The 20040-nt window shown below is 44.3% G+C and carries 18 protein-coding genes and 1 tRNA gene; 11 read left to right on the top strand and 8 right to left on the bottom strand.

Annotated features, from left to right (window positions below; translation table 11 throughout):
* Nucleotides 1-15: 15 nt before the first annotated feature.
* From sufC to GC130_RS06090, 3 genes are all read right to left on the bottom strand, one after another.
* Nucleotides 16-777, bottom strand: coding sequence for a Fe-S cluster assembly ATPase SufC (gene sufC, locus GC130_RS06100; protein ID WP_151997392.1), 762 nt, complete (start codon nucleotides 775-777; stop codon nucleotides 16-18).
* 83 nt (nucleotides 778-860) lie between these two features.
* Entirely contained in the window at nucleotides 861-2306 is a 1446-nt protein-coding gene (gene sufB, locus GC130_RS06095) for a Fe-S cluster assembly protein SufB (protein WP_151997391.1), read from the bottom strand.
* A gap of 179 nt (nucleotides 2307-2485) precedes the next feature.
* Nucleotides 2486-2947 carry an Lrp/AsnC ligand binding domain-containing protein gene (locus GC130_RS06090; RefSeq protein WP_151997390.1) on the bottom strand — a complete coding sequence of 154 codons (462 nt, stop codon included), beginning with the start codon at nucleotides 2945-2947 and terminating at the stop codon, nucleotides 2486-2488.
* A gap of 154 nt (nucleotides 2948-3101) precedes the next feature.
* Here GC130_RS06090 and GC130_RS06085 point away from each other — a divergent pair.
* The 3 genes from GC130_RS06085 (at nucleotide 3102) to GC130_RS06075 (ending at nucleotide 6171) form a co-directional block, all read left to right on the top strand.
* Nucleotides 3102-3226: transfer RNA gene (locus GC130_RS06085), tRNA-OTHER, on the top strand.
* Nucleotides 3227-3439: 213 nt separating this feature from the next.
* Nucleotides 3440-5128, top strand: coding sequence for an AMP-binding protein (locus tag GC130_RS06080; protein WP_151997389.1), 1689 nt, complete (start codon nucleotides 3440-3442; stop codon nucleotides 5126-5128).
* A 101-nt stretch (nucleotides 5129-5229) separates the two neighbouring features.
* On the top strand, nucleotides 5230-6171 hold the full coding sequence (locus tag GC130_RS06075) for a DUF3078 domain-containing protein (RefSeq protein WP_193217780.1): 942 nt from the start codon (nucleotides 5230-5232) through the stop codon (nucleotides 6169-6171).
* 81 nt (nucleotides 6172-6252) lie between these two features.
* On the opposite strand, the gene GC130_RS06070 is transcribed toward GC130_RS06075, so the two are convergent.
* A complete protein-coding gene (locus tag GC130_RS06070) occupies nucleotides 6253-6645 on the bottom strand; it encodes a DUF2784 domain-containing protein (RefSeq protein ID WP_151997387.1) in 393 nt (130 codons plus the stop codon).
* 35 nt (nucleotides 6646-6680) lie between these two features.
* Here GC130_RS06070 and GC130_RS06065 point away from each other — a divergent pair, with 35 nt between their 5' ends.
* Nucleotides 6681-7319 carry an FMN-binding negative transcriptional regulator gene (locus tag GC130_RS06065; RefSeq protein WP_193217779.1) on the top strand — a complete coding sequence of 213 codons (639 nt, stop codon included), beginning with the start codon at nucleotides 6681-6683 and terminating at the stop codon, nucleotides 7317-7319.
* A gap of 41 nt (nucleotides 7320-7360) precedes the next feature.
* On the opposite strand, the gene acnA is transcribed toward GC130_RS06065, so the two are convergent.
* Both acnA and GC130_RS06055 read right to left on the bottom strand, forming a co-directional pair.
* Nucleotides 7361-10099: an aconitate hydratase AcnA gene (gene acnA, locus GC130_RS06060; RefSeq protein ID WP_151997385.1), complete on the bottom strand. Its 2739-nt coding sequence runs from the start codon at nucleotides 10097-10099 to the stop codon at nucleotides 7361-7363.
* A gap of 165 nt (nucleotides 10100-10264) precedes the next feature.
* Nucleotides 10265-11275 carry an acyl-CoA reductase gene (locus GC130_RS06055; RefSeq protein ID WP_151997384.1) on the bottom strand — a complete coding sequence of 337 codons (1011 nt, stop codon included), beginning with the start codon at nucleotides 11273-11275 and terminating at the stop codon, nucleotides 10265-10267.
* A gap of 101 nt (nucleotides 11276-11376) precedes the next feature.
* On the opposite strand from GC130_RS06055, the gene GC130_RS06050 reads away from it, so the two are divergent.
* The gene (locus GC130_RS06050) at nucleotides 11377-11724 is read left to right on the top strand and encodes a 4Fe-4S binding protein (RefSeq protein ID WP_151997383.1); all 348 of its coding nucleotides are present in this window, start codon (nucleotides 11377-11379) and stop codon (nucleotides 11722-11724) included.
* A gap of 62 nt (nucleotides 11725-11786) precedes the next feature.
* Here GC130_RS06050 and GC130_RS06045 read toward each other — a convergent pair whose 3' ends face one another.
* Nucleotides 11787-12692 carry a DUF58 domain-containing protein gene (locus GC130_RS06045; RefSeq protein WP_193217778.1) on the bottom strand — a complete coding sequence of 302 codons (906 nt, stop codon included), beginning with the start codon at nucleotides 12690-12692 and terminating at the stop codon, nucleotides 11787-11789.
* A gap of 241 nt (nucleotides 12693-12933) precedes the next feature.
* On the opposite strand from GC130_RS06045, the gene GC130_RS06040 reads away from it, so the two are divergent.
* The 4 genes from GC130_RS06040 to GC130_RS06025 all read left to right on the top strand — a co-directional run bounded on the left by GC130_RS06040 (nucleotide 12934) and on the right by GC130_RS06025 (nucleotide 16480).
* Nucleotides 12934-13281: a DUF3276 family protein gene (locus GC130_RS06040; RefSeq protein WP_151997381.1), complete on the top strand. Its 348-nt coding sequence runs from the start codon at nucleotides 12934-12936 to the stop codon at nucleotides 13279-13281.
* 68 nt (nucleotides 13282-13349) lie between these two features.
* Nucleotides 13350-14438, top strand: a complete 1089-nt coding sequence (locus tag GC130_RS06035) for an AI-2E family transporter (protein WP_151997380.1) — start codon at nucleotides 13350-13352, stop codon at nucleotides 14436-14438.
* Nucleotides 14439-14454: 16 nt separating this feature from the next.
* Entirely contained in the window at nucleotides 14455-15552 is a 1098-nt protein-coding gene (ychF, locus tag GC130_RS06030) for a redox-regulated ATPase YchF (protein WP_151997379.1), read from the top strand.
* A gap of 214 nt (nucleotides 15553-15766) precedes the next feature.
* Nucleotides 15767-16480, top strand: coding sequence for a CRISPR-associated endoribonuclease Cas6 (locus tag GC130_RS06025; protein WP_226940389.1), 714 nt, complete (start codon nucleotides 15767-15769; stop codon nucleotides 16478-16480).
* Here GC130_RS06025 and GC130_RS06020 read toward each other — a convergent pair whose 3' ends face one another.
* Nucleotides 16481-17791 carry a type IX secretion system plug protein domain-containing protein gene (locus GC130_RS06020; protein ID WP_151997377.1) on the bottom strand — a complete coding sequence of 437 codons (1311 nt, stop codon included), beginning with the start codon at nucleotides 17789-17791 and terminating at the stop codon, nucleotides 16481-16483.
* 112 nt (nucleotides 17792-17903) lie between these two features.
* Here GC130_RS06020 and GC130_RS06015 point away from each other — a divergent pair, with 112 nt between their 5' ends.
* Complete coding sequence (locus GC130_RS06015) at nucleotides 17904-18455, top strand: RNA polymerase sigma factor (protein ID WP_151997376.1); 552 nt, start codon at nucleotides 17904-17906, stop codon at nucleotides 18453-18455.
* Entirely contained in the window at nucleotides 18439-19875 is a 1437-nt protein-coding gene (locus GC130_RS06010; protein ID WP_151997375.1) for a hypothetical protein, read from the top strand. Before GC130_RS06015 ends, GC130_RS06010 begins: the two co-directional genes overlap by 17 nt.
* The last annotated feature ends 165 nt before the right edge of the window (nucleotides 19876-20040 follow it).

Here is a 20040-nt window from a genome sequence, read left to right as displayed (position 1 = left end):
TTCAGGTTAAAAGAACTAAGCAGAAACTGTGTCAGCTTCTTCTTTGATCCAGTCGTACCCTTTTTCTTCGAGTTGTAAGGCCAGGCTCTTGTCTCCTGACTTGATAATGCGCCCCTTGTAAAGAACGTGCACAAAATCAGGCACTATGTAGTCGAGCAGCCTCTGATAGTGCGTAATCAGAATAGTGGCGTTGTCTCTTGTCTTGAGTTTGTTGACGCCATTGGCCACAATTCTCAAAGCATCAATGTCAAGCCCGCTATCCGTTTCGTCCAGAATGGCCAACTTCGGTTCAAGCATCGCCATTTGGAAAATCTCATTTCTTTTCTTTTCTCCACCAGAAAAGCCTTCGTTCAACGACCTGCTAAGCAACGCCTGGTCGATCTCCACCAGTGCCATTTTTTCTTTCATCAATTTAAGAAACGAAACAGCGTCGAGTGCTGGTTTGCCGTGATGCTCTCTTACTTGATTAAGAGCGGCTTTCAGAAAATTGGTCGTGCTTACACCGGGTATTTCTACGGGATACTGGAAGGCAAGAAAAACACCTTCCCTGGCTCTTTCCTCAGGAGAAAGATCCAAAAGATCTTTGCCAATATATTCTACTTCTCCACCTTCAATTTGATAGTCTTCCCGACCGGCCAAAACAGAAGCCAGCGTACTTTTTCCTGAACCATTCGGACCCATAATAGCGTGAACTTCTCCTGGCTTTACTTCCAGGTTAATTCCGTTGAGGATCATCTTTCCTTCTACCGAAGCTTTAAGGTTCTTTATCTTTAACATTGTCAATTACTTTTCTTTTTCACTTTTGCCTGACCTTATTTTCAGGCGTATAAAAACATAATTTTCGTCTGCTGAGTTTCTGCTTAGCCCACGCTGCCTTCGAGGGATATAGCCAGAAGTTTCTGAGCCTCAACAGCAAACTCCATAGGCAGTTGATTCATCACCTCTTTGGCGAAACCATTTACGATAAGCGCCACTGCATCCTCTGTGGCTATTCCTCTCTGGTTGCAGTAGAAAATCTGATCTTCTCCGATTTTCGACGTCGTAGCTTCGTGCTCTACAATTGCCAGTGGATTCTCCACGTCGATATATGGGAAGGTATGTGCTCCGCATTTGTCGCCAAGTAGCAGTGAGTCACATTGAGAGTAATTTCTCGCACCTTCGGCACGTTTCATTACCTTCACCTGTCCACGGTAGCTGTTTTGGCTTTTGCCCGCAGAAATACCCTTCGAAACGATCCTGGAACGGGTATTTTTACCAATATGGATCATTTTGGTGCCAGTGTCAGCCTGCTGATAGTTATTGGTAACAGCCACTGAATAGAACTCTCCAATGGAATTGTCGCCTTTCAGGATACAGCTAGGGTACTTCCAGGTCACTGCCGACCCGGTTTCTACCTGTGTCCACGATATTTTAGAACCGTCGCCAGAGCAAAGGCCACGCTTGGTAACAAAGTTGTAAATGCCGCCTTTGCCTTCTTTGCTTCCCGGGTACCAGTTTTGCACAGTCGAGTACTTCACTTCAGCATCTTTGGCTGCAAAAATCTCAACAACAGCCGCATGAAGCTGATTTTCGTCCCTCATAGGAGCGGTGCAGCCTTCCAGGTAGCTTACATAGGATCCTTCTTCAGCCACAATCAGCGTCCGTTCAAACTGCCCTGTGTTCATGGCATTGATCCGGAAATAGGTGGAAAGCTCCATTGGGCAACGCACACCTTTAGGTATGTAGCAAAAAGAACCATCCGAAAATACCGCAGAGTTAAGAGCGGAGAAATAGTTATCGTTGACAGGTACTACTGACCCGATATACTTTTTAACTAGTTCGGGGTGTTCTCTCACCGCTTCTGAGAAAGAACAAAAGATAATGCCCAGTTCGCCAAGTTTACTCTTGAAAGTAGTAGCTACGGAAACGCTGTCCAGCACGGCGTCGACCGCCACACCTGTAAGTCTTTTTTGTTCGTCAAACGAAATGCCAAGCTTCTCAAAGGTAGCCCTCAGCTCAGGATCTACTTCGTCGAGGCTCTTAGGCGATATCTTTTGCTTGGGAGCAGCATAAAAAATGATGTCCTGATAGTTAATTTCCGGGAAAGTGACATTTTGCCAGGTTGGCTCTTTCAAAGTCAACCAGTGACGGTAAGCTGAAAGTCTCCATTCCAGCATCCACTCAGGCTCTTCCTTTTTTGCAGAAATAAACCTGACAATATCTTCATTAAGACCTTTGGGTGCCGACTCAGTTTCAATATCGGAGTGAAATCCGTATTTATAATCTGATTTGGTGAGCTCTTCCAGTATTTGGTTGTCCTTACTCATCCTCTACTTATTTAGACTGATTATAATTAAAGCAAATGTACAACATAAATTACTACCCCAAGACTTGAGGAGTCATTTTTTTCGCAAAAGGGGTATGAAAATTAAACCCGATAAAGGTTTCAAAACTATGGCACTCATAGTAAAACCTTTATCGGGCTAAATAGTTTCCGAAATGGGTACTAAAAACTGATATGGCGGCTCAGGCTTTCTTCGAGGCTAATCAGGGTTTCCGTCCTTTCAATTCCTTCCACCTTTTGAATCTTGTCATGAAGCACTTCTCTCAGATGTTTGGTGTCTCTGCAGTGAAGCTTGACGAAGATACTATAGTTACCGGTGGTGTAGTTGACGGTTACAATTTCGGGAATTTCCCTCAAGCGCTCAACGACCTCATCATATAGAGAGCTTTTTTGAAGGTAAATACCGATAAAGCACGTAATATCGTACCCTAGTTTGGAATAGTCTAACTTGAGAGTGGTGCCCTGAACAACGCCCATTTCTTCAAGTTTTTTCATTCTCACGTGAACTGTACCCCCCGAAACGAACACCTTTTTGGCAATTTCAGTGTATGGAATCTTGGCATCTTCCATCAAAAGGTTCAGAATCTTCAAGTCTACATTATCAATTTCGTAATTTTTACTCATTTTAACTACCCTGATTTAATAATCTACTATTATGAGAGGTTCGAAATTATGTGTTGTACATTTTTTTATCAAATTTATTAAAAATATTTTAATAAAATCAAACTCTTGTTAATTTTGTTGCAGTCAATTAGATGAATTGACTTGCAGATCACAATGTAGGGTGATGAAATTGGCAGCCATGCCCTCCTGTCTCGGGGGTGGGGATAAGGAATAAAGTCCACATAGAGCTCGTGTGGACCTAACTGCTCCGTGGAGGTTCGAATCCTTCTCCTACAGCCATCATTTTTGGGTTAATGTTGTTTATTTGGAAACCGGTATGAATTTCGTTCTACCGGTTTTTTTTATTTTCAATTATTGACTTTCACGCCACAGGCTTCGTGCAACAATACTTAATCATTTGATTTTTTGCCGTTAATAGCTTATATCGGATGAGTAAACAATATGCCCTAGCGATAGTCATATTGGCAACTCTACTTAAACGATATTAGAACTATGAAAGATTATCCCTGGTTCAAGCACTACCCCGCTGGTGTTGCCAAAGAAATTAACCCCGATGAGTATACGTCATTAGTTGAAATGCTTGCTGAGTCCATGAAGAAATATGCAGATCAGACTGCGTTTCTCAATATGGACAAAGGCTTTACCTACAGGGAGGTGGATGAGAAGTCCACACAGTTTGCTGCCTATCTGCAGAAAAAACTGGGCCTGAAAAAGGGAGACCGCATAGCTATCCAAATGCCAAACTGCCTGCAGTACCCCATCGTCATGTTTGGAGCCATCAAGGCTGGTCTGGTGGTAGTTAACACCAATCCCTTGTACACACATAAGGAAATGGAGCACCAATTCAAGGACTCGGGCGCCAAGGCTATTGTGATTGTTGCCAATTTTGCGTTCAACCTGGAAAAAATAATAGCCAACACTGATATAAAACATGTCATTGTTACTGAGTTGGGTGACTTCTTGAAAGGTCTCAAAGGCCCCATAGTAAACTTCGTGGTGAAGCGTATAAAGAAGATGGTCCCGCCGTTTCGTATTCCTGGTGCGGTTAGTTTAAAGCAAGTCATGAAGGAAGGTGCCAGTCTACAATTTGATAAGCCGGAGATCAAGGGAGAGGACGTGGCGTTTCTGCAATACACAGGAGGTACCACAGGTGTGTCTAAGGGTGCCACGCTTTCGCATCGTAACATGGTTGCGCATACCTTGCAAACGACGCAGTGGTTTCAGCCAATTTTCGTAGAAGGTGAGGAGGTGGTGGTCATTACTGCGTTGCCTCTTTATCACATTTTTGCGCTTGCAGTAAATGGCCTGCTGATGTTTCATGTGGGAGCAAAAAATGTGCTCGTAACAAACCCGAGAGACATGAAGGCTTTTTGTGCCGACATGAAAAAGAACCCGTTTAGCATTATTACTGGCGTTAATACACTGTTCAACGGCTTGCTTAATCAGGAGAGTTTCAAAACGCTGGACTTTAGTAAGCTTAAGGGAGCGATTGGCGGTGGCATGGCCGTGCAGAAGGCAGTGGCTGAAAGATGGAGGGAAGTGACTGGTTGCCCTCTGGTAGAAGGATATGGATTGAGTGAAACCTCTCCGGTACTTGCCTGCAACCCACTGGATGGCACTCATAGAAATGGATTTATTGGTTTGCCTGTACCGAGCACCGAAATCATATTGCTGGATGACGATGGAAAGGAAGTGCCAGTTGGCCAGCCTGGAGAAATATGTGCCAAAGGCCCTCAGGTGATGAGTGGCTATTGGGAGAGGCCGGATGAAACGGCGAAAGTGTTTGTTGACGGTTGGTTCAAAACCGGCGACATAGGGATTATCGACAAGGATGGTTTTGTGAAAATTGTTGACCGGAAGAAAGAAATGATTCTTGTTTCCGGCTTCAATGTCTATCCGAATGAAATTGAAGATACGGTAGCCAGCAACCCTAAGGTGCTTGAGGTAGGCGCTATAGGAGTGCCTGACCCGAAGTCAAACGAGGCTGTGAAAATCTTTGTAGTGAAAAAGGATCAAAGCCTTACCGCAGAAGAACTCGTAAGCTTTTGCAGAGAGAGCTTGACGGGCTACAAAGTGCCGAAGCACGTAGAGTTTGTGAAAGAACTTCCCAAGTCTAATGTTGGCAAAATTTTGAGGAGAATTTTAAAAGAAAATGATGAGAAAGTGAATTCTTATAAATAATATACCCATATTTGACGCTTTTTCTTCCAGCCCAGAGCATTTTATAGCTGAACTGTTAAACTATATTTCAAAAATTTGTGATGAAGAAAAGTCTATTTCTAATGTTATTGTTATTTGCGGTTTTGGGCTCTGGTATGGCACAAGATGCAGCGCCAACAGACACCACATACTGGAAGAAGGGATTCCTTGGAACTGCTTCTTTTACTCAGGTAAGTCTTACTAACTGGGCTGCTGGCGGCCAGAATTCTATTTCTCTTGGTGGCTACATGACCACTTTTGCCAACTATACTAAGGATAGAAATTCCTGGGAGAACTATCTTGAATTGGGCTATGGGCTTATCAAACAAGGCGACGCCGATTTTCAAAAGACAAATGACAAAATAAACATTGTAAGTAAGTTTGGTAGAAAGATGTCGCAGGCAAAAGACGGCAGGCTGTACTTCTCTTCATTGATTGATTTTAGAACTCAATTTGCGCCAGGATTTTCCGCCCCTGGAGATGAAGAGTATATTTCAAAGTTTATGGCTCCAGGCTACGCTTTGGTAGCTACTGGTGTTGATATTAAGGTAAATCCCAGTTTCTCAGTCAATTTTGCACCTGTTACGGGAAAGTTCACCTTTGTGAACGACGAAAGATTGGCCAATGCAGGCGCCTTTGGTGTTGAGGGAGCTGTTTTTGATACTGACGGCGTGACAGTGTTAACTGCTGGAAAGAAAGCGAGGGCTGAACTTGGTAGTTTTTTGAAGGTGAACTACAAAAAAGAGGTTGTTTCCAATGTCAACATTGAATCGAGGCTGGAAATGTTCTCCAACTACTTGAACAATCCGCAAAACATCGATGTGAACTGGGAAAATATCATCATCCTGAAGGTAAACGAGTGGCTAAGCACAAGCTTTATTACTCAGCTTATTTATGATGATGACATAAAAATCGCTCAATTCGACGAAGCAGGTGTGCAAACAGGGGTCGGCCCAAGGGTACAGTTCAAACAACTTTTCGGGATCGGGTTAACTGTGAAGATGGGAGACAAGCTGAAAAAATAGAAGCTTTTTGCATTTAAGAAAGAATTAATTACATTTACTCCATACTTTTTTAGCTGGGTAAAGAATTTTTTTGGGAAGGCGTTAGCCTTCCCTTTTTTGTTTCAAACGTTCGATCCTTCTTTTTTGGGAAAACTTAACACCAGCCATAACGATTCCAAACACAAGTCCGGCGGCAGTAAAAATGTCAACAATGCGTTTATTGGCACTTAGCCCGGTTGCCTGATCGAAAATGTACTTGGTAAATGAGTTGGGTAGATGTTTTTCCCCGAGTTCTTTTTTAATGTCCCAGTGCCAGTCGGTGAGCGGGCAATAGCCTATCCCATACCAAATTCCAAGGAGTAGCCATGCTGCAATAGTGAGCGCCAATGCTATCAAATGAGCTTTCCGTGTTGCTTCAGGTATCCAACCAAACAGCACAAACAGCACAAAAACGGTGTGAAATCCTGTTAAGAAATAGTCAAGAAATTGTAACATACGTATTAGTTTGCATCATTAATCAAGTATGCGATATGTATGTAGCTCCTTATTTTCAAATGACTGATGCTGATAAAGTCTTAGACTTCATCAAATCGAACCCGTTCGGGATTCTCATAGCAAGCCAATCAAATATACCACTAGCAAGCCATATACCATTTTGGCTTGAGGAAAGGGACGGCAGTTATTTTTTGACAGGCCACCTTTCCATTGCTAATGAGCTAACGTCAGTGCTTGAAAAAGCGGATCAGGTCCTTGTCATTTTTCAGGGGAGCCATGGATATATTTCGCCGTCCTGGTATGAAAAGCAGAATGTGCCCACCTGGAACTACCAGGCCGTTCATATCTACGGATCAGCCGCACTGCTTTCCGGGCCAGAGTTGGAGGAGCATGTGAAGGAACTGATGGATAGTTACGAATCGAACATCCCGGGAGGACGTAAATATGAAGATATGACTGCGGACTATAGGGAGAAGGAGTTGCGGGGAATCAAAGGCTTCAGAATAAAAATAGAAAACGTGGAAGCTGCCTACAAGCTGAGCCAAAACAGGAATGAGAAGGATCATGCCAATATCATTGAGCAACTAAAAAAAAGCGCAAACCCCCACGATCATGAGTTGGCCAGGTTGATGGAGGAAAACCGCCCGACGCAAAAACAAAAAGCCGGACTATAAGCCCGGCTTCATGCTAAAACTAATGTTGAAATTCGTAATCCTTAATCCCTAAGGAAATTTCTTAGTACATAGTTCAAAATACCACCATTTTTCCAATAGGCGATATCGACATTAGAGTCCAGTCTTAGTTCTGCTTTAAACTCTATCTTCGAACCATCCGGCCTCGTTGCTACTACGTCCACCACCTTGTTGGGAGTCAAATCCTTTTCAAGGCCAAGGATGTCGTAAGACTCATCTCCTTTCAGCCCCAGGGTGTCTTGCGTTTGCCCGTTGGCAAATACCAAAGGAAGAACGCCCATTCCAACGAGGTTCGACCGGTGGATACGCTCGAAGCTTTCCACGATAACCGCTTTTACGCCAAGTAAGGTCGTTCCTTTTGCAGCCCAGTCTCTGGAGGATCCTGATCCATATTCCTTACCACCGATCACCACCAACGGCGTACCTGTTTCCTGATATTTCATGGAGGCATCAAACACGTACATTTCCTCGCCGGTTGGATGGTATTTTGTCCATCCACCTTCTTTGCTGGCTAGTTTATTTTTGATTCTGACGTTGGCAAAAGTTCCCCGCATCATCACCTCATGGTTGCCACGACGTGAGCCGTAAGAGTTAAAATCAGGCTTCTCAACACCATTGTTGACAAGATATTGGCCAGCAGGGTGCTCCGGCTGAAATTTACCAGCAGGAGAGATGTGGTCAGTCGTGACCATGTCGCCCAGTTGAAGCAACACCTTGGCACCTTTGATATTGGTTGGCTCAGGCACATCTGCCGAAATGTTTTTGAAGAAAGGCGCTTCCTGAATATATGTCGACGTCTCGTCCCACTTGTAAAGATTGCCTGTGGGCGCATCCAGTTTTTGCCAGGCCTCGTCACCGTCAAATACGGTGTCATAGGTTTTCTTGTAGTCCTCAGGAGTAACCACTTTTTCCATCATCTCATTGATCTCAGCCTGAGACGGCCAAATGTCCTTCAGGAAAACAGGCTCACCATTCGGGTCAAGCCCCAGTGGTTCGTTGTTCATGTCAAAATCGACTCGTCCAGCAATGGCAAATGCAACGACCAGCATGGGTGATGCCAGGAAGTTCATTTTGATGTTCGGGTGGATGCGGGCTTCAAAGTTTCTGTTGCCGGAAAGCACTGAAGCTACCACCAGGTCATTGTCGATCACGGCCTTTTGGATAGCAGGAGGCATATCGCCTGAGTTACCAATACAAGTGGTGCAGCCGTAACCTACTACGTGAAACTTGAGGGCTTCCAGATAGGGGAGTAGCTCCGCTTTTTTCAGGTATTCCGTTACAACCCTTGAGCCGGGGGCAAGGGAGGTTTTTACCCATGGCTTAACGTCCAGGCCTTTTTCTACCGCCTTCTGAGCTACAAGCCCGGCCCCAATCATTACGCTTGGGTTCGAAGTGTTGGTACAAGAAGTAATGGCTGCAATAACTACTGAAGCGTCGCTGAGCTCGTAAGTCATTGAGCCAGATTTCATCTTTACCGAGCGAAGTCCGGTACCGGTTTTAGTTTCAGTGGCTACAGCCCCTCCATCAGAAAGCCATGAGCTTCCATTTCGAAGATCCGGTGCCACGTAGTCACGCTTGTGAACGTCTTTGAGCACACCAATAACCTTTTCTTTTGCTTCTTTCAGGAATATCTTATCCTGAGGACGTTTCGGGCCAGAGATAGTTGGCTCGATGCTGCCAAGATCCAGCTCGATTACGTCGGTGTATTCAATTTGCTCGGAGTTATCTCTCCAAAGCATGTTTTCTTTGCAATAGGCTTCCACCATGCTCACATGGTTGGCAGGCCTGTTGGTTCTGGTCAGGTACGCCAATGTCTGGTCGTCTACCGGCCAGTGCGTATCCGTACAGCCGAACTCAGGAGACATATTGGAGATAGTAGCCCTGTCGGGGACAGTAAGGTTGGCAAGACCTGGGCCGAATACCTCAACGATTTTTTCCACTACCCCATAGTCACGAAGCAAGCGAGTCACTGTCAGCACAAGGTCTGTTGCAGTGATGCCTTCCTTCATTTTGCCGCTGATCTTCAAGCCGATTACTTCAGGAAGGGTCATGTAAATTGGCTGGCCAAGCATGGCAGCTTCAGCCTCAATACCACCCACACCCCAACCAAGTACGCCAATACCGTTCACCATTGGTGTATGGGAGTCGGTGCCTACCAGTGTGTCGGGGAAAAGATAGCCGTCTCTTTCTATCACACCACTTGCCAGATACTCCAGGTTCACCTGATGGCAAATGCCCATCCCGGGAGGTACAACGGTGAAGTTATCGAAGGCTTTTTGGCTCCACTTAAGGAGCTTATATCTTTCGGAGTTTCTTGAGTACTCCAGGTCTACGTTCTTGCCGTAGGACAGTTGTGTGCCAAAATATTCTACCATTACTGAGTGGTCAATGACCATAGCGGCTGGCACAAGCGGGTTGGTTTTACTAATGTCTTTGCCTTTGCGGGCTACTTCCGCTCTGATAGATGCAATATCGACTACAGCCGGAACGCCGGTGAAGTCCTGCATTAATACTCTCGCAGGTGTATAAGGAATTTCCTTTTTGCCCTGAGTTTGTTTCCAATTCAGAAGCGTTTCAAGGTGCTGCTCTGTAACAGCAAATGCGTCGTAGTTACGGATGGCATTTTCAAGCAAAATACGGATAGAGTAAGGCAGTTTCGCCACTCTAGCGTCCTTCTTGCTCAAGTCCCTCAAATTATAATATTTGTGTGTGCCTAGAGGTGTTTTTAGCTCTTTCTCTATTCCAAAGAAATCTTTACTCATTTTTCTGTGGTTTATATCTTAAAAATCAAATTTAATTGAATTAGTGTGTAAAAGAAACGGAACTATGGGCAATGGCACGATTTATAAAAATTATTGCTCTTTCCTTTTATCACAAGTAGTAGTTCCGGATAAAAGTTCACTCTTGTGCCCCCATTGTCTAGCTCGTTATAACCCGGAAAGAAACTTAAGCGTATCTACGCCGTCGGCATAGTCCCACAGCTCAGGTTTTTGAAGTGTTCCGAAAGGAAGCGACCTGGGATACTGACCTCTTCGTGAAGCGATTGCCTGAATCTTTTGCTCATTAGCCACTAGTTTTTGTGACAAGGCAGCTTCGTCTTCATAGAATTCGTAATACACCACCGAGACCGGAGAAACAAGGTCAGTACTTTCCCGGAAAAGGGAGAATCCAGAGTCAAGGTGGGGTTCTCCATTCACGAGCATAATGGACTTGTGGTAATCGTAGTTGTTTCGGTACTTATGGTGTTCCAGTAGCTGATTGAAAGGCTGAATGGCGTCGAGCAGGGTGGGCAATGCATAGCTTTTGGGTACATAAAGCTTCGATACATTTCTGCAACCAAGGCCAAAATAGCTGAACAGATCGTCGCCAAGTGCCAGCAACTCCTCCGGAGATTCTTCACCTGAAATGATCGCACAAGAGCTTCTGTTTTTTCTGATAATGTTGGGTACCTTGGAAAAGTAGTAGTCGAAATAGCGGGACGAATTGTCGCTACCGGTGGCTATAACGGCTTCCATGTCGTTGAGCCTGTCTACCACAGCTACTCGCCCACCCAGTTCTGGTTGTATCTCGTTAAGCGAATTAATAATAAACTGAATGAGGGCACTGTCCTGTGAGCTGGTTTTTACCAACGCCTTGTGCCCGGCAACGATAACGGAGAGAAGATCGTGAAAGCCCACCATGGGAATGTTGCCCGCCATTACGAGCCCCACTTTTTTTTGCTTGTTTTCCGCAAATGAATAGGAAGACGTCCACTGGGTTAGTTTTTCCTTTGTTAGAAAATTGAGGATGCCTTGCCAGGCCAGGTGAAGGCTCTCTTGCGTGAACCAAGGGTTCTCGTTGGCAGCACGCAGAAACAGGTCGTTTTTCGATGTCTCGTCCAGCTCTTTTAAGTAGTCGCCAAGAGCGGCTATTGCATTTATTCTTTCCTCTAACTTCATTTTCGTTTATTTTGCAAAGCAAAAATAAATTGGAACTCAAACATTCCATTTCTACTTTTGTTTGGTAAAGGTAATTGTAGAATCAAAAATTAAGTATCAATATGGCAATAATGATCACCGATGAGTGTATCAACTGTGGTGCATGCGAGCCAGAATGCCCCAATACTGCTATCTATGAGGGCGGTGTGGAGTGGACTTGGGCTGGTGGAACCAAACTCACTCAGGTTGAGCTTGAAGATGGAACCGTGGTAGACGGCAATGAGGCTCAACAGCCATTTTCTGATGAGTTCTATTATATAGTGTCTCAAAAGTGTACGGAGTGCACCGGGTTTCACGAAGAACCTCAATGCGCAGCGGTATGTCCTGTAGACTGTTGTGTGGACGATCCTGACTACAGAGAAACAGTGGAAGAACTCACCACCAAGAAGACCTGGCTACACGACGAATAGCATTCGAATATATAGGAATGAAAGCGGCTTTTGCCGCTTTTTTTATGTTGTTTCGAACCGTTTTAATTAAGCTTTGTCCTTTTGATAAGGTAGCCCGTTAATATTTTGTTGATATCATCCTGAATGTCGGCTTCAACCAGGTCTATTTTTAGCTGACCGCATCTTAGCTTGAGGGTGCTGGCAAACTCTGCCACGGCCTTATGGTACGACTCTTTTACCTGTGATGGCGTCAGCTTGATTTTTTCACCACCTTCCAGGTCCATAAACTCATAGGGCCGATCCTCGAAAGAGAAATCAATTTCAGTTGACTTGTCGGTAACATGAAACATCAACACTTCGTGGCGATTGTGTTTCAGATGTTGCAATGCTGAAAATATTTGCTCGTGGTCAGCGTAGTTTTGAAACATGTCACTAAAAATGATCACGAGTGAACGTTTATGGATTTTTTCTGCCACCTGATGCAGCACTTCAGCAACGTTGGTTTTTTTGAGAGTAGGAGTGCTTTCCAGCAGGTCATTGAGCAAAATGAAAAGCTTTTGGATATGGCTGGACGTAGATTTTACCTGTGTTTGAAGCTCAATTTCTTCTGCAAAGGTGAAAAGACCGACGGCATCACGTTGTTTGTGCAGCAAATAAGCCAAAGCCGCCGCAGCCAGAGCGGAAAACTTAATTTTGCCGTGTGTTTTTTCGGGATAATACATGGACGAGGAATGATCCAACACGATGTAGCAGCGCAGGTTGGTCTCTTCTTCAAAACGCTTGGTGTATATCCTGTCCGTTCTGGCGAACACCTTCCAGTCGATATGTCGGGTGCTTTCTCCAGTATTATACAGTCGGTGCTCAGCAAACTCAACTGAGAAGCCGTGGTAGGGTGATTTGTGCATTCCAGTGATGAATCCTTCCACCATTTGCCTGGCTAAAAATTCTAGCCCCCCATATTCCTTTACCTTGCTGAAATCAACCTTCATTTGAATTAATTAATAACATTGACTAAGTGAATGTCTCTAATTATTGATTGTCATGAATTAACTTGTTATTTTTCGGATAACCAACAAATATTGTTTGGGTTACTCATTCCCATTATTGCAAAGAGGCTGAATGATCCTGGTGAGTGTTTTGCGTATTTTCTATTTTGAACGATTGTATTCAACAAATAATCGGGTATTTCCGATAAACTTTTATTTTTGACCAAACCTAAACCGGAATCAAGTGGAAGAGAATAAGGATAAAAGCAGAGGTGAAGTGTATTCTGAGAAAGTAAGGGCAGGTAAGCGAACCTATTTCTTCGACATCAAAGCCACAAAATCCAACGACTATTACCTGACTATTACAGAAAGTAAAAGGAAATTTAAGGAGGATGGGTTTTTCTACGAAAAGCACAAGATATTTCTGTACAAGGAAGACTTCGATAAGTTTATTGATGCGTTGAATGACTCAGTTAATCACGTAAAAACGGAACTTCTGCCTGGCGTTGATTTTTCACAGTTCGAGGTGAAAATGGAGGCCGGGGGCGACGAAGATGTTTCTGAAGATGATACAGAGTTGAAGTGGGATTGATCTGATTCTTCAAACAATATTTTGCGAGCCCTTGGTATACAAGGGCTTTCTTTTTTTACTTTAGGCACATGGTTAGACGAATGCTGCTCTACCTGCTTTTGATGCTGGTTTTTCTGGTGTTTATTAGCTGGTACTTCTCCAACATATTTATTTATCTGATCTTCTCATTGGTATTAGCCACTTTGCTCAGGCCACTAACCAATACCATTCATCAGATCCACGTTCTCAACAACAGAATTCCAAGGCCAATTGCCATCATTTTCTCATTTTCTATAGTTATCGTGGTGGTAACGCTCTTTGTGATGCTGTTTATCCCGCTTTTCAGCGAACAGGTGAAGGTGCTTTCGCAAATAAGCTACGACTCCGTACTTACATCAGTCAGTCAGCCTTTTAATAGTATAGAACAATTTCTTATTGAGAACAAGCTGACAATTCAGGAGGAGGGCTTTCTTTTTGAGTCGATCAGAGAGAGTCTTTTTGGATTGCTCTCGGAGGTTGACTTTACGCTCCTGTTGAATAACCTGATATCGGTGACCGGGGGGCTTTTGGTTGGTTTCCTGGCTGTATCGTTCATTACCTTCTTTCTTTTGCTGGAGAACGGGATTTTAAGAAGGCAAATCATTGCGCTGATACCTAACCAATATTTTGAGGTGTTTATAGCAGCGATGTTTAAGATTGAAAAACTTCTGAGCAACTATTTGATTGGGCTGCTTTTCCAGATGGCCTCTATCTTCAGCATTGCGTCTTTGGGCTTGTCAATACTGGGTGTGAAATATGCTTTAACAATAGCAGTATTCGCAGCAGTAGCGAACCTTATTCCCTACCTCGGGCCAATGCTTGGCGCCAGTTTTGGTATAGTCGTGGGCATTTCAACTAATGGAGATATTAGCCTCTCTCAGGATCTTTTGATTGTTGTAGTGAAGATTCTGTCTGTGTTTGGTATTGTGCAAGCTGCCGACAACATATTGTTGCAGCCCCTCATTTTCTCAAAAAGCGTAAAAGCCCATCCATTAGAAATATTTGTTATTATCTTTGCCGGCGCAACAATTGCAGGTATCCCCGGAATGATAGCAGCCATCCCTACGTACACAATCTTAAGAGTGTCTACAATTGAGGTTTATGCTGGCTTTAAGGGGTATCAAATATTCAAAAAGTAACAATTGATCATATTTCATGGGATTGCAATGTGGGATTGTGGGACTGCCCAATGTAGGCAAGTCAACACTGTTTAATGCTCTTTCGAATGCTAAGGCCGAAGCGGCCAATTACCCGTTTTGTACAATTGAGCCTAATGTGGGCGTTATCACTGTGCCTGACGAAAGACTACAGGTGCTGGAGAAGTTGGTTCATCCCGAAAAAATCATTCCGACTTTTATCGAATTTGTGGACATTGCGGGCCTCGTGAAAGGTGCCAGCAAAGGAGAAGGGCTGGGCAATAAATTCCTTGGGAACATCCGGGAAGTAGATGCCGTTATTCACGTGGTAAGGTGCTTCGAAGACGATAACATAGTGCACGTGTCGGGAACGGTAAACCCCGTGGAAGACAAAGAAGTGATTGACACCGAGCTTCAGTTGAAAGACCTGGAGTCCGTAGATAAAAAAATTCAGCGGCTTGAGAAGATAGCGAAGTCGGGTGATGCAAAGGCCCGGACCGAGCTGGGATATGTGCAGGCTTATAAGAAGCATTTGGAGTCTGGCAAGAATGCCAGAGTGCTTGATACGACTGACGCTGGGAAAGAAGCAGTGGCAGATTTGCAGCTACTCACCATAAAGCCGGTTATTTATGTAGCCAATGTAGATGAGGGATCGCTGCCAGCGGGCAACCAATGGGTGGAGAAATTAAAGGCATCCGTGGCAGAAGAAAACGCCGAAGTGGTCATCCTTTGTGCGGCTATTGAGTCGCAGATTGCAGAATTAGAAGACCTGGATGAAAGGGCACTCTTTCTAGAAGAGTACGGCCTGAAAGATTCGGGATTGAATAGACTTATCAAGGCCTCGTACAATATACTTGACCTGATTACGTACTTTACAGCAGGAGTGAAGGAAGTAAGGGCCTGGACAATAGAAAAAGGTTGGAAGGCGCCAAAAGCAGCTGGGGTTATCCATACCGACTTCGAGCGTGGATTTATCAGGGCGGAGGTAATAAAATTGGCCGACTACGAGAAATATGGCTCCGAAAATGCTTGTAAAGAGGCCGGTAAGATTTATATTGAGGGCAAAGAATACGAAGTGCAGGATGGCGATATCATGCACTTCAGATTTAATGTTTAACCAGCTCTTTTATGCCCCGGGATGAACAATTTTTTGAATTTATTGTTTTTCTCATGAACATTTTAAGTACTAGGAAAATAGAGTTTGATTGTTCAGGCCTATTTTCTATATAATTTTTACGCTATTGAGGGTACGTATCGTTTTTCAAGTTAAAAATAAGGGAGGGTTTGTTCCTTTCCATCACCAGTATCTTTTAGCTCAGCTTATTAAGGGAATGCTCGTAAAAGGAGGTCAGAAGGAGTTTATTGACTACCCTTTTTACAATTTCAGCGGCCTTAAGGGACAGACAAAGATAAGCAGGCAAGGTTTGCATTTTTACAGCCGGAGAGTTACGCTTGTCGTTGCAAGCAATAACAAGGCTTTTATCGACTATTTCCTCAGGGTGTTGTTTACCTTTCCTAAGGTAGATATTGGCAACTTAATGCTAGAGCCAGAGGCAGTGGAGCTGGAGGATCATCCGGAAATAACTGATGCCTCAAGGTATATTTGCATTTCGCCTATAGTAGTGCTTCAGCCGTCTTTGTATGACGCAGAAGCTAAGAAATTCATTTCACCAGAAACAGACACCTTCTCGGATCTCCTTTTTGAATCCACCATTCAAAGGATGGAGCAAGCCGGAGAAGATCCTCAGAAGATTGAGGGCATTGGCAAGTTTCAGCTAGTACCTGACGAGGACTATTTGAACAAGATCAGGGAAAGCCAAAAGAAGTTCGCCAGGATATACCCTCTGTACGACCAGGATTTGAAGTACGAGATAAGAGGCTATACCTTTCCTTTTGTGCTTTATGCGCCTAAGGTGGTTCAGGAGTTTATTTTCACTTGTGGGCTGGGGCAGTTTTGCCACAAAGGCTTCGGCATGCTCGACATTGCCAATGCCGATCCAAGCAAGAGAGCGGTTACTTACGAATTCGCTGAAACTACGGCTTGATCAGTTTTTTGGGCCGTTGTGAATGATACTTTGGTAGCCGACGAGGCGATCAATAAATGATCCGGGAGTTTTAAAGTAAACGAACACTTCATATTCATTTTCAGCCTGAAAGTTATAGCCTTCAAACATGTAGGGATCAATACCGTTACCTTTTGCCCAATACATGTAGTTGTAAAACCCCTGTTTTAACAGTAGAGATGCCGTGTACATGCCAGAGAGGTCATCGTATACCAACCTGTTCTGAGGGGTTTTCTGCCAGTCGTTAAAACCACCTATTACGTACACATCGGCTGCTTCAATTTTTTCTGCTTCCAGGAAAAACATCACCTTCACATAGTCGGTCTGTAGATCACTGGTGTTAGGCTCTGTGGAACCGATGAAGAAGTTACCATCAAGGTCCTGCATTCTGCTGTAGGGCTCGCTGAATCGGGAGGCGTCTTTCAAAAGCAGTGCCCTTATTTCATTTTGGCTTTTTTCTATTTTGCCCACATTGCGCCCGTTGTAGCTCAGCGATCGGATATCGAAGAACCTGAATTCCCTCGTTGATTTGAAATTGTTCTGAAGAGTGAAATTTCTGTACTCCATGTAGCTCTGGTCTTCCCTCACCAGGGTAGGCTTCAGGTTGAGAATGGCGTTATCCCACCTTCTGTTTTGGCGCACCATTACTTTAAAGTCGTTGTAAGCATTGGTAGACGTTAGTCCACCATAGTTGACAGAGAACTCCACCTGGTGATTTTCTTCTCTTTCCTCTACGCTGGACGAAATCCGAACCTCCATTTGAATGTCTGCTCCGCCTTCAAACACCATAAATCGCCTGCTTAATATGATGTCAGATTTGTTTGTCCCCCGATACACTACCACTACATAGTTCCCTGATTTTTTTACTTTCGGAAGCTCAAGCGTGTACTGCGTGTAAGGAACGATGGTGCTTTGAGAGTACTGATAGTTGTTGACAGGGTAGGAGTTGTATTCGTTAAGAAACTCCATGTCGGTAAGTGCTGATCGCTCCCAATTGAAATTACAGTGCACGATGTATGCATTGTATTGCTGGAAGTCACTTAGAATTTCATCAAATTTGAGTGTGAGCGTTGAAGGTTGGCTGATATGCATGATAGGGGGCTGCATACTGTCTTCAGTTTTTCCAGAATTTGGAAAAAGGCGAACCAACCTGATGTTATCTTCGTATGATCTGTCGCTGAGCTCTAAAACTGCGTCGGAAGTGCTGGTATTGGCAACTTGCTCGAGGGGAAGGCAGCCAGTGAAAAATAAGCAGGAAATGACCAGGAGTAAGAAGTAGTTGAGATGTTTCATCGATAGCTAAACGAACGGCAACTAAATTCATTTTCTACAAATCTGCATAATTCCAACCATTTTTTCAGACCTGGTGTCATAAAAGTCAAAACCTAAACCGATAACTCACAGAATGCCTACTGATGAAGAGTTGATAGAGGGATGTGCCAAAGAGGACAGACACATGCAATATCAGCTATACCAAAAGTATAGTGGGCAGATGTATGCCATTTGTTTGAGGTACTGCAAAATGCAGCAGGAAGCTGAAGATGTTTTGCAGGAAGGGTTTGTGAAGGTATTCAACCACATCAAAACATTCCGTAAGGAGTCATCGCTATTTTATTGGATCAAGCGGATCGTGATTAATACTGCGCTCAATCATCAGCGCAACAAGCTTTATATGTATCCTATGGTAGATGTGGCTGAGTTACGACAGCCATCGGCGAATCACGACCTGCTTGCGGGACTTCAGCTGGAAGATTTAATGGTAATGATTCAGGATCTTCCATCGGGGTGCCAGACAATATTTAACCTATATGCTATTGAAGGCTATAAGCATCATGAAATAGCAGAGCTCCTTGGTGTTACCGAGGGAACCTCCAAGTCGCAGTATGCCAGAGCAAAGCAGCTGCTACAGGAGAAACTTGAGAAATTAGAAAGTACAAATTATGGAAGCCGCAGATAACAACGAATTTTTCGAAAGCCAGTGGCGACAGGCTTTTGACGGAGCCAGCGTGCCACCGTCTCCTATGGTGTGGGAGAGAGTGGAAGCCAGGCTTGCCACCCAAAAAGAAGGGAAGTACAGAAAGGCCATCTTTTACTACAGATGGGCAGCTGCCGCCATGACAACCGTCGCCGTTGGTTTGGGGGTAGCACTTTTGCTCAATGGCACCTCTTCTCTTGTGGAAAATGAGGTTGCGGGCAACACCAAAGAGAACGTCGTCAATTCTCAGGTCGCACAAAACCCTGAACTCAGGGACATGAAGATGGAAAATGAAGTGGCTTCCACAACATCCACACTCAACAAAGAAGATAAACCTGATTTTTATCAAAAGGATACTAAGCCCTTTTTGGCGGTAACTGCAGTTGGCAATAGCAGTAGTGAAGCAACCCGGCAGGTGGCAATTCCAGCAGAGGAAACCTCAGCACCTGGTGAAAATACGTTTGATGCTGCCATTCCTACTGTAACCGGCATCTTTCGTTCAGAAAGGCTGGTCAGCGATTTATCGAAACTGGAGATTAATCACTTGTATGGAGTGGTGCGGCCCATGCAAAGAAAAAAGAGGGAGATCGGAGATCAGCCTTTATTGGCAGGTCTCGGAGTTGGAAGCGGTACTTTTAACCCTAATTATGGTTTCCGGTCGGGAGGCAACTTGTTTGCTTCTGCCAGCGCAGACGAAGCCTCTCTTGTTGCGGAAAACAGTGGAGAGCTAAAGACAAATGATTTTAACGCCGCCAATGGGCTGGTTGGAGCTGTTTCTTCCAGAACATACAATGAGTCGAATGCACAGGGCGGAACTTTCTCATTTGGAGCAAGCATTGGTAAGCGCATTTTCAGGAAGATTCTGGTGCACACAGGGCTTCAATATGGAAGGTACAATAGCAACGGAAGTACCAACCTGGTGTTGAACGACGAGTCGAACGATAAGCGTTATGCGTTGAATCAGGTAAGTTTATTGAGTGATGACATTCAGAATGTGTTTTCATCCTCACAGTACTCCTACGATGGGGAAAGAACGAAAATCACCAATACGTATGAGTTTATTTCTGTGCCGGTTAAGGTCGGTGTGATTCTGTTGGACAGGCGGGCCGGGATCGTTTTGAACACCGGTGTTTCCAATGAGTTTTTGCTCGGGAGTGTGATAAAAGGCAAAGACCTTGAGGATGTGAGAACAAAATCTGGAGACCAATCGCCTTACCGGAGCGTGTATTTGAATGGGACTCTCGGTTTGGAGGTTAATTACGCAATCAACAGCCACTATAAAGTCGTTGTGGAGCCGTATTACCGCCAGGCGATCACAAGCCTGACCAAGAACACTGATGGGTATGCGAGTGCGCCAAGGCTATGGGGAGTGCAGGCGGGCGTTCGGTATGAGCTGAGGTAGGTTTCCAACCAATCGCTATACAACGGTGTCATTTTATCATACCTATTCTTTTAGTATATGAAATAGCCATAGCGAATTCCATTGCCAACGGACATGAAAAAATTCATCGAACATGAGATTTTCATTCTCAAAGGGTTTGGGCTATTCCATCTGGCCGCTTAAAAA

The sequence above is a fragment of the Imperialibacter sp. EC-SDR9 genome (assembly GCF_902498805.1).
GTDB lineage: Bacteria > Bacteroidota > Bacteroidia > Cytophagales > Cyclobacteriaceae > Imperialibacter.
The sequence above is the reverse complement of the archived record's forward strand: the minus strand, read 5'-3'. Positions and strand labels throughout refer to the sequence as shown.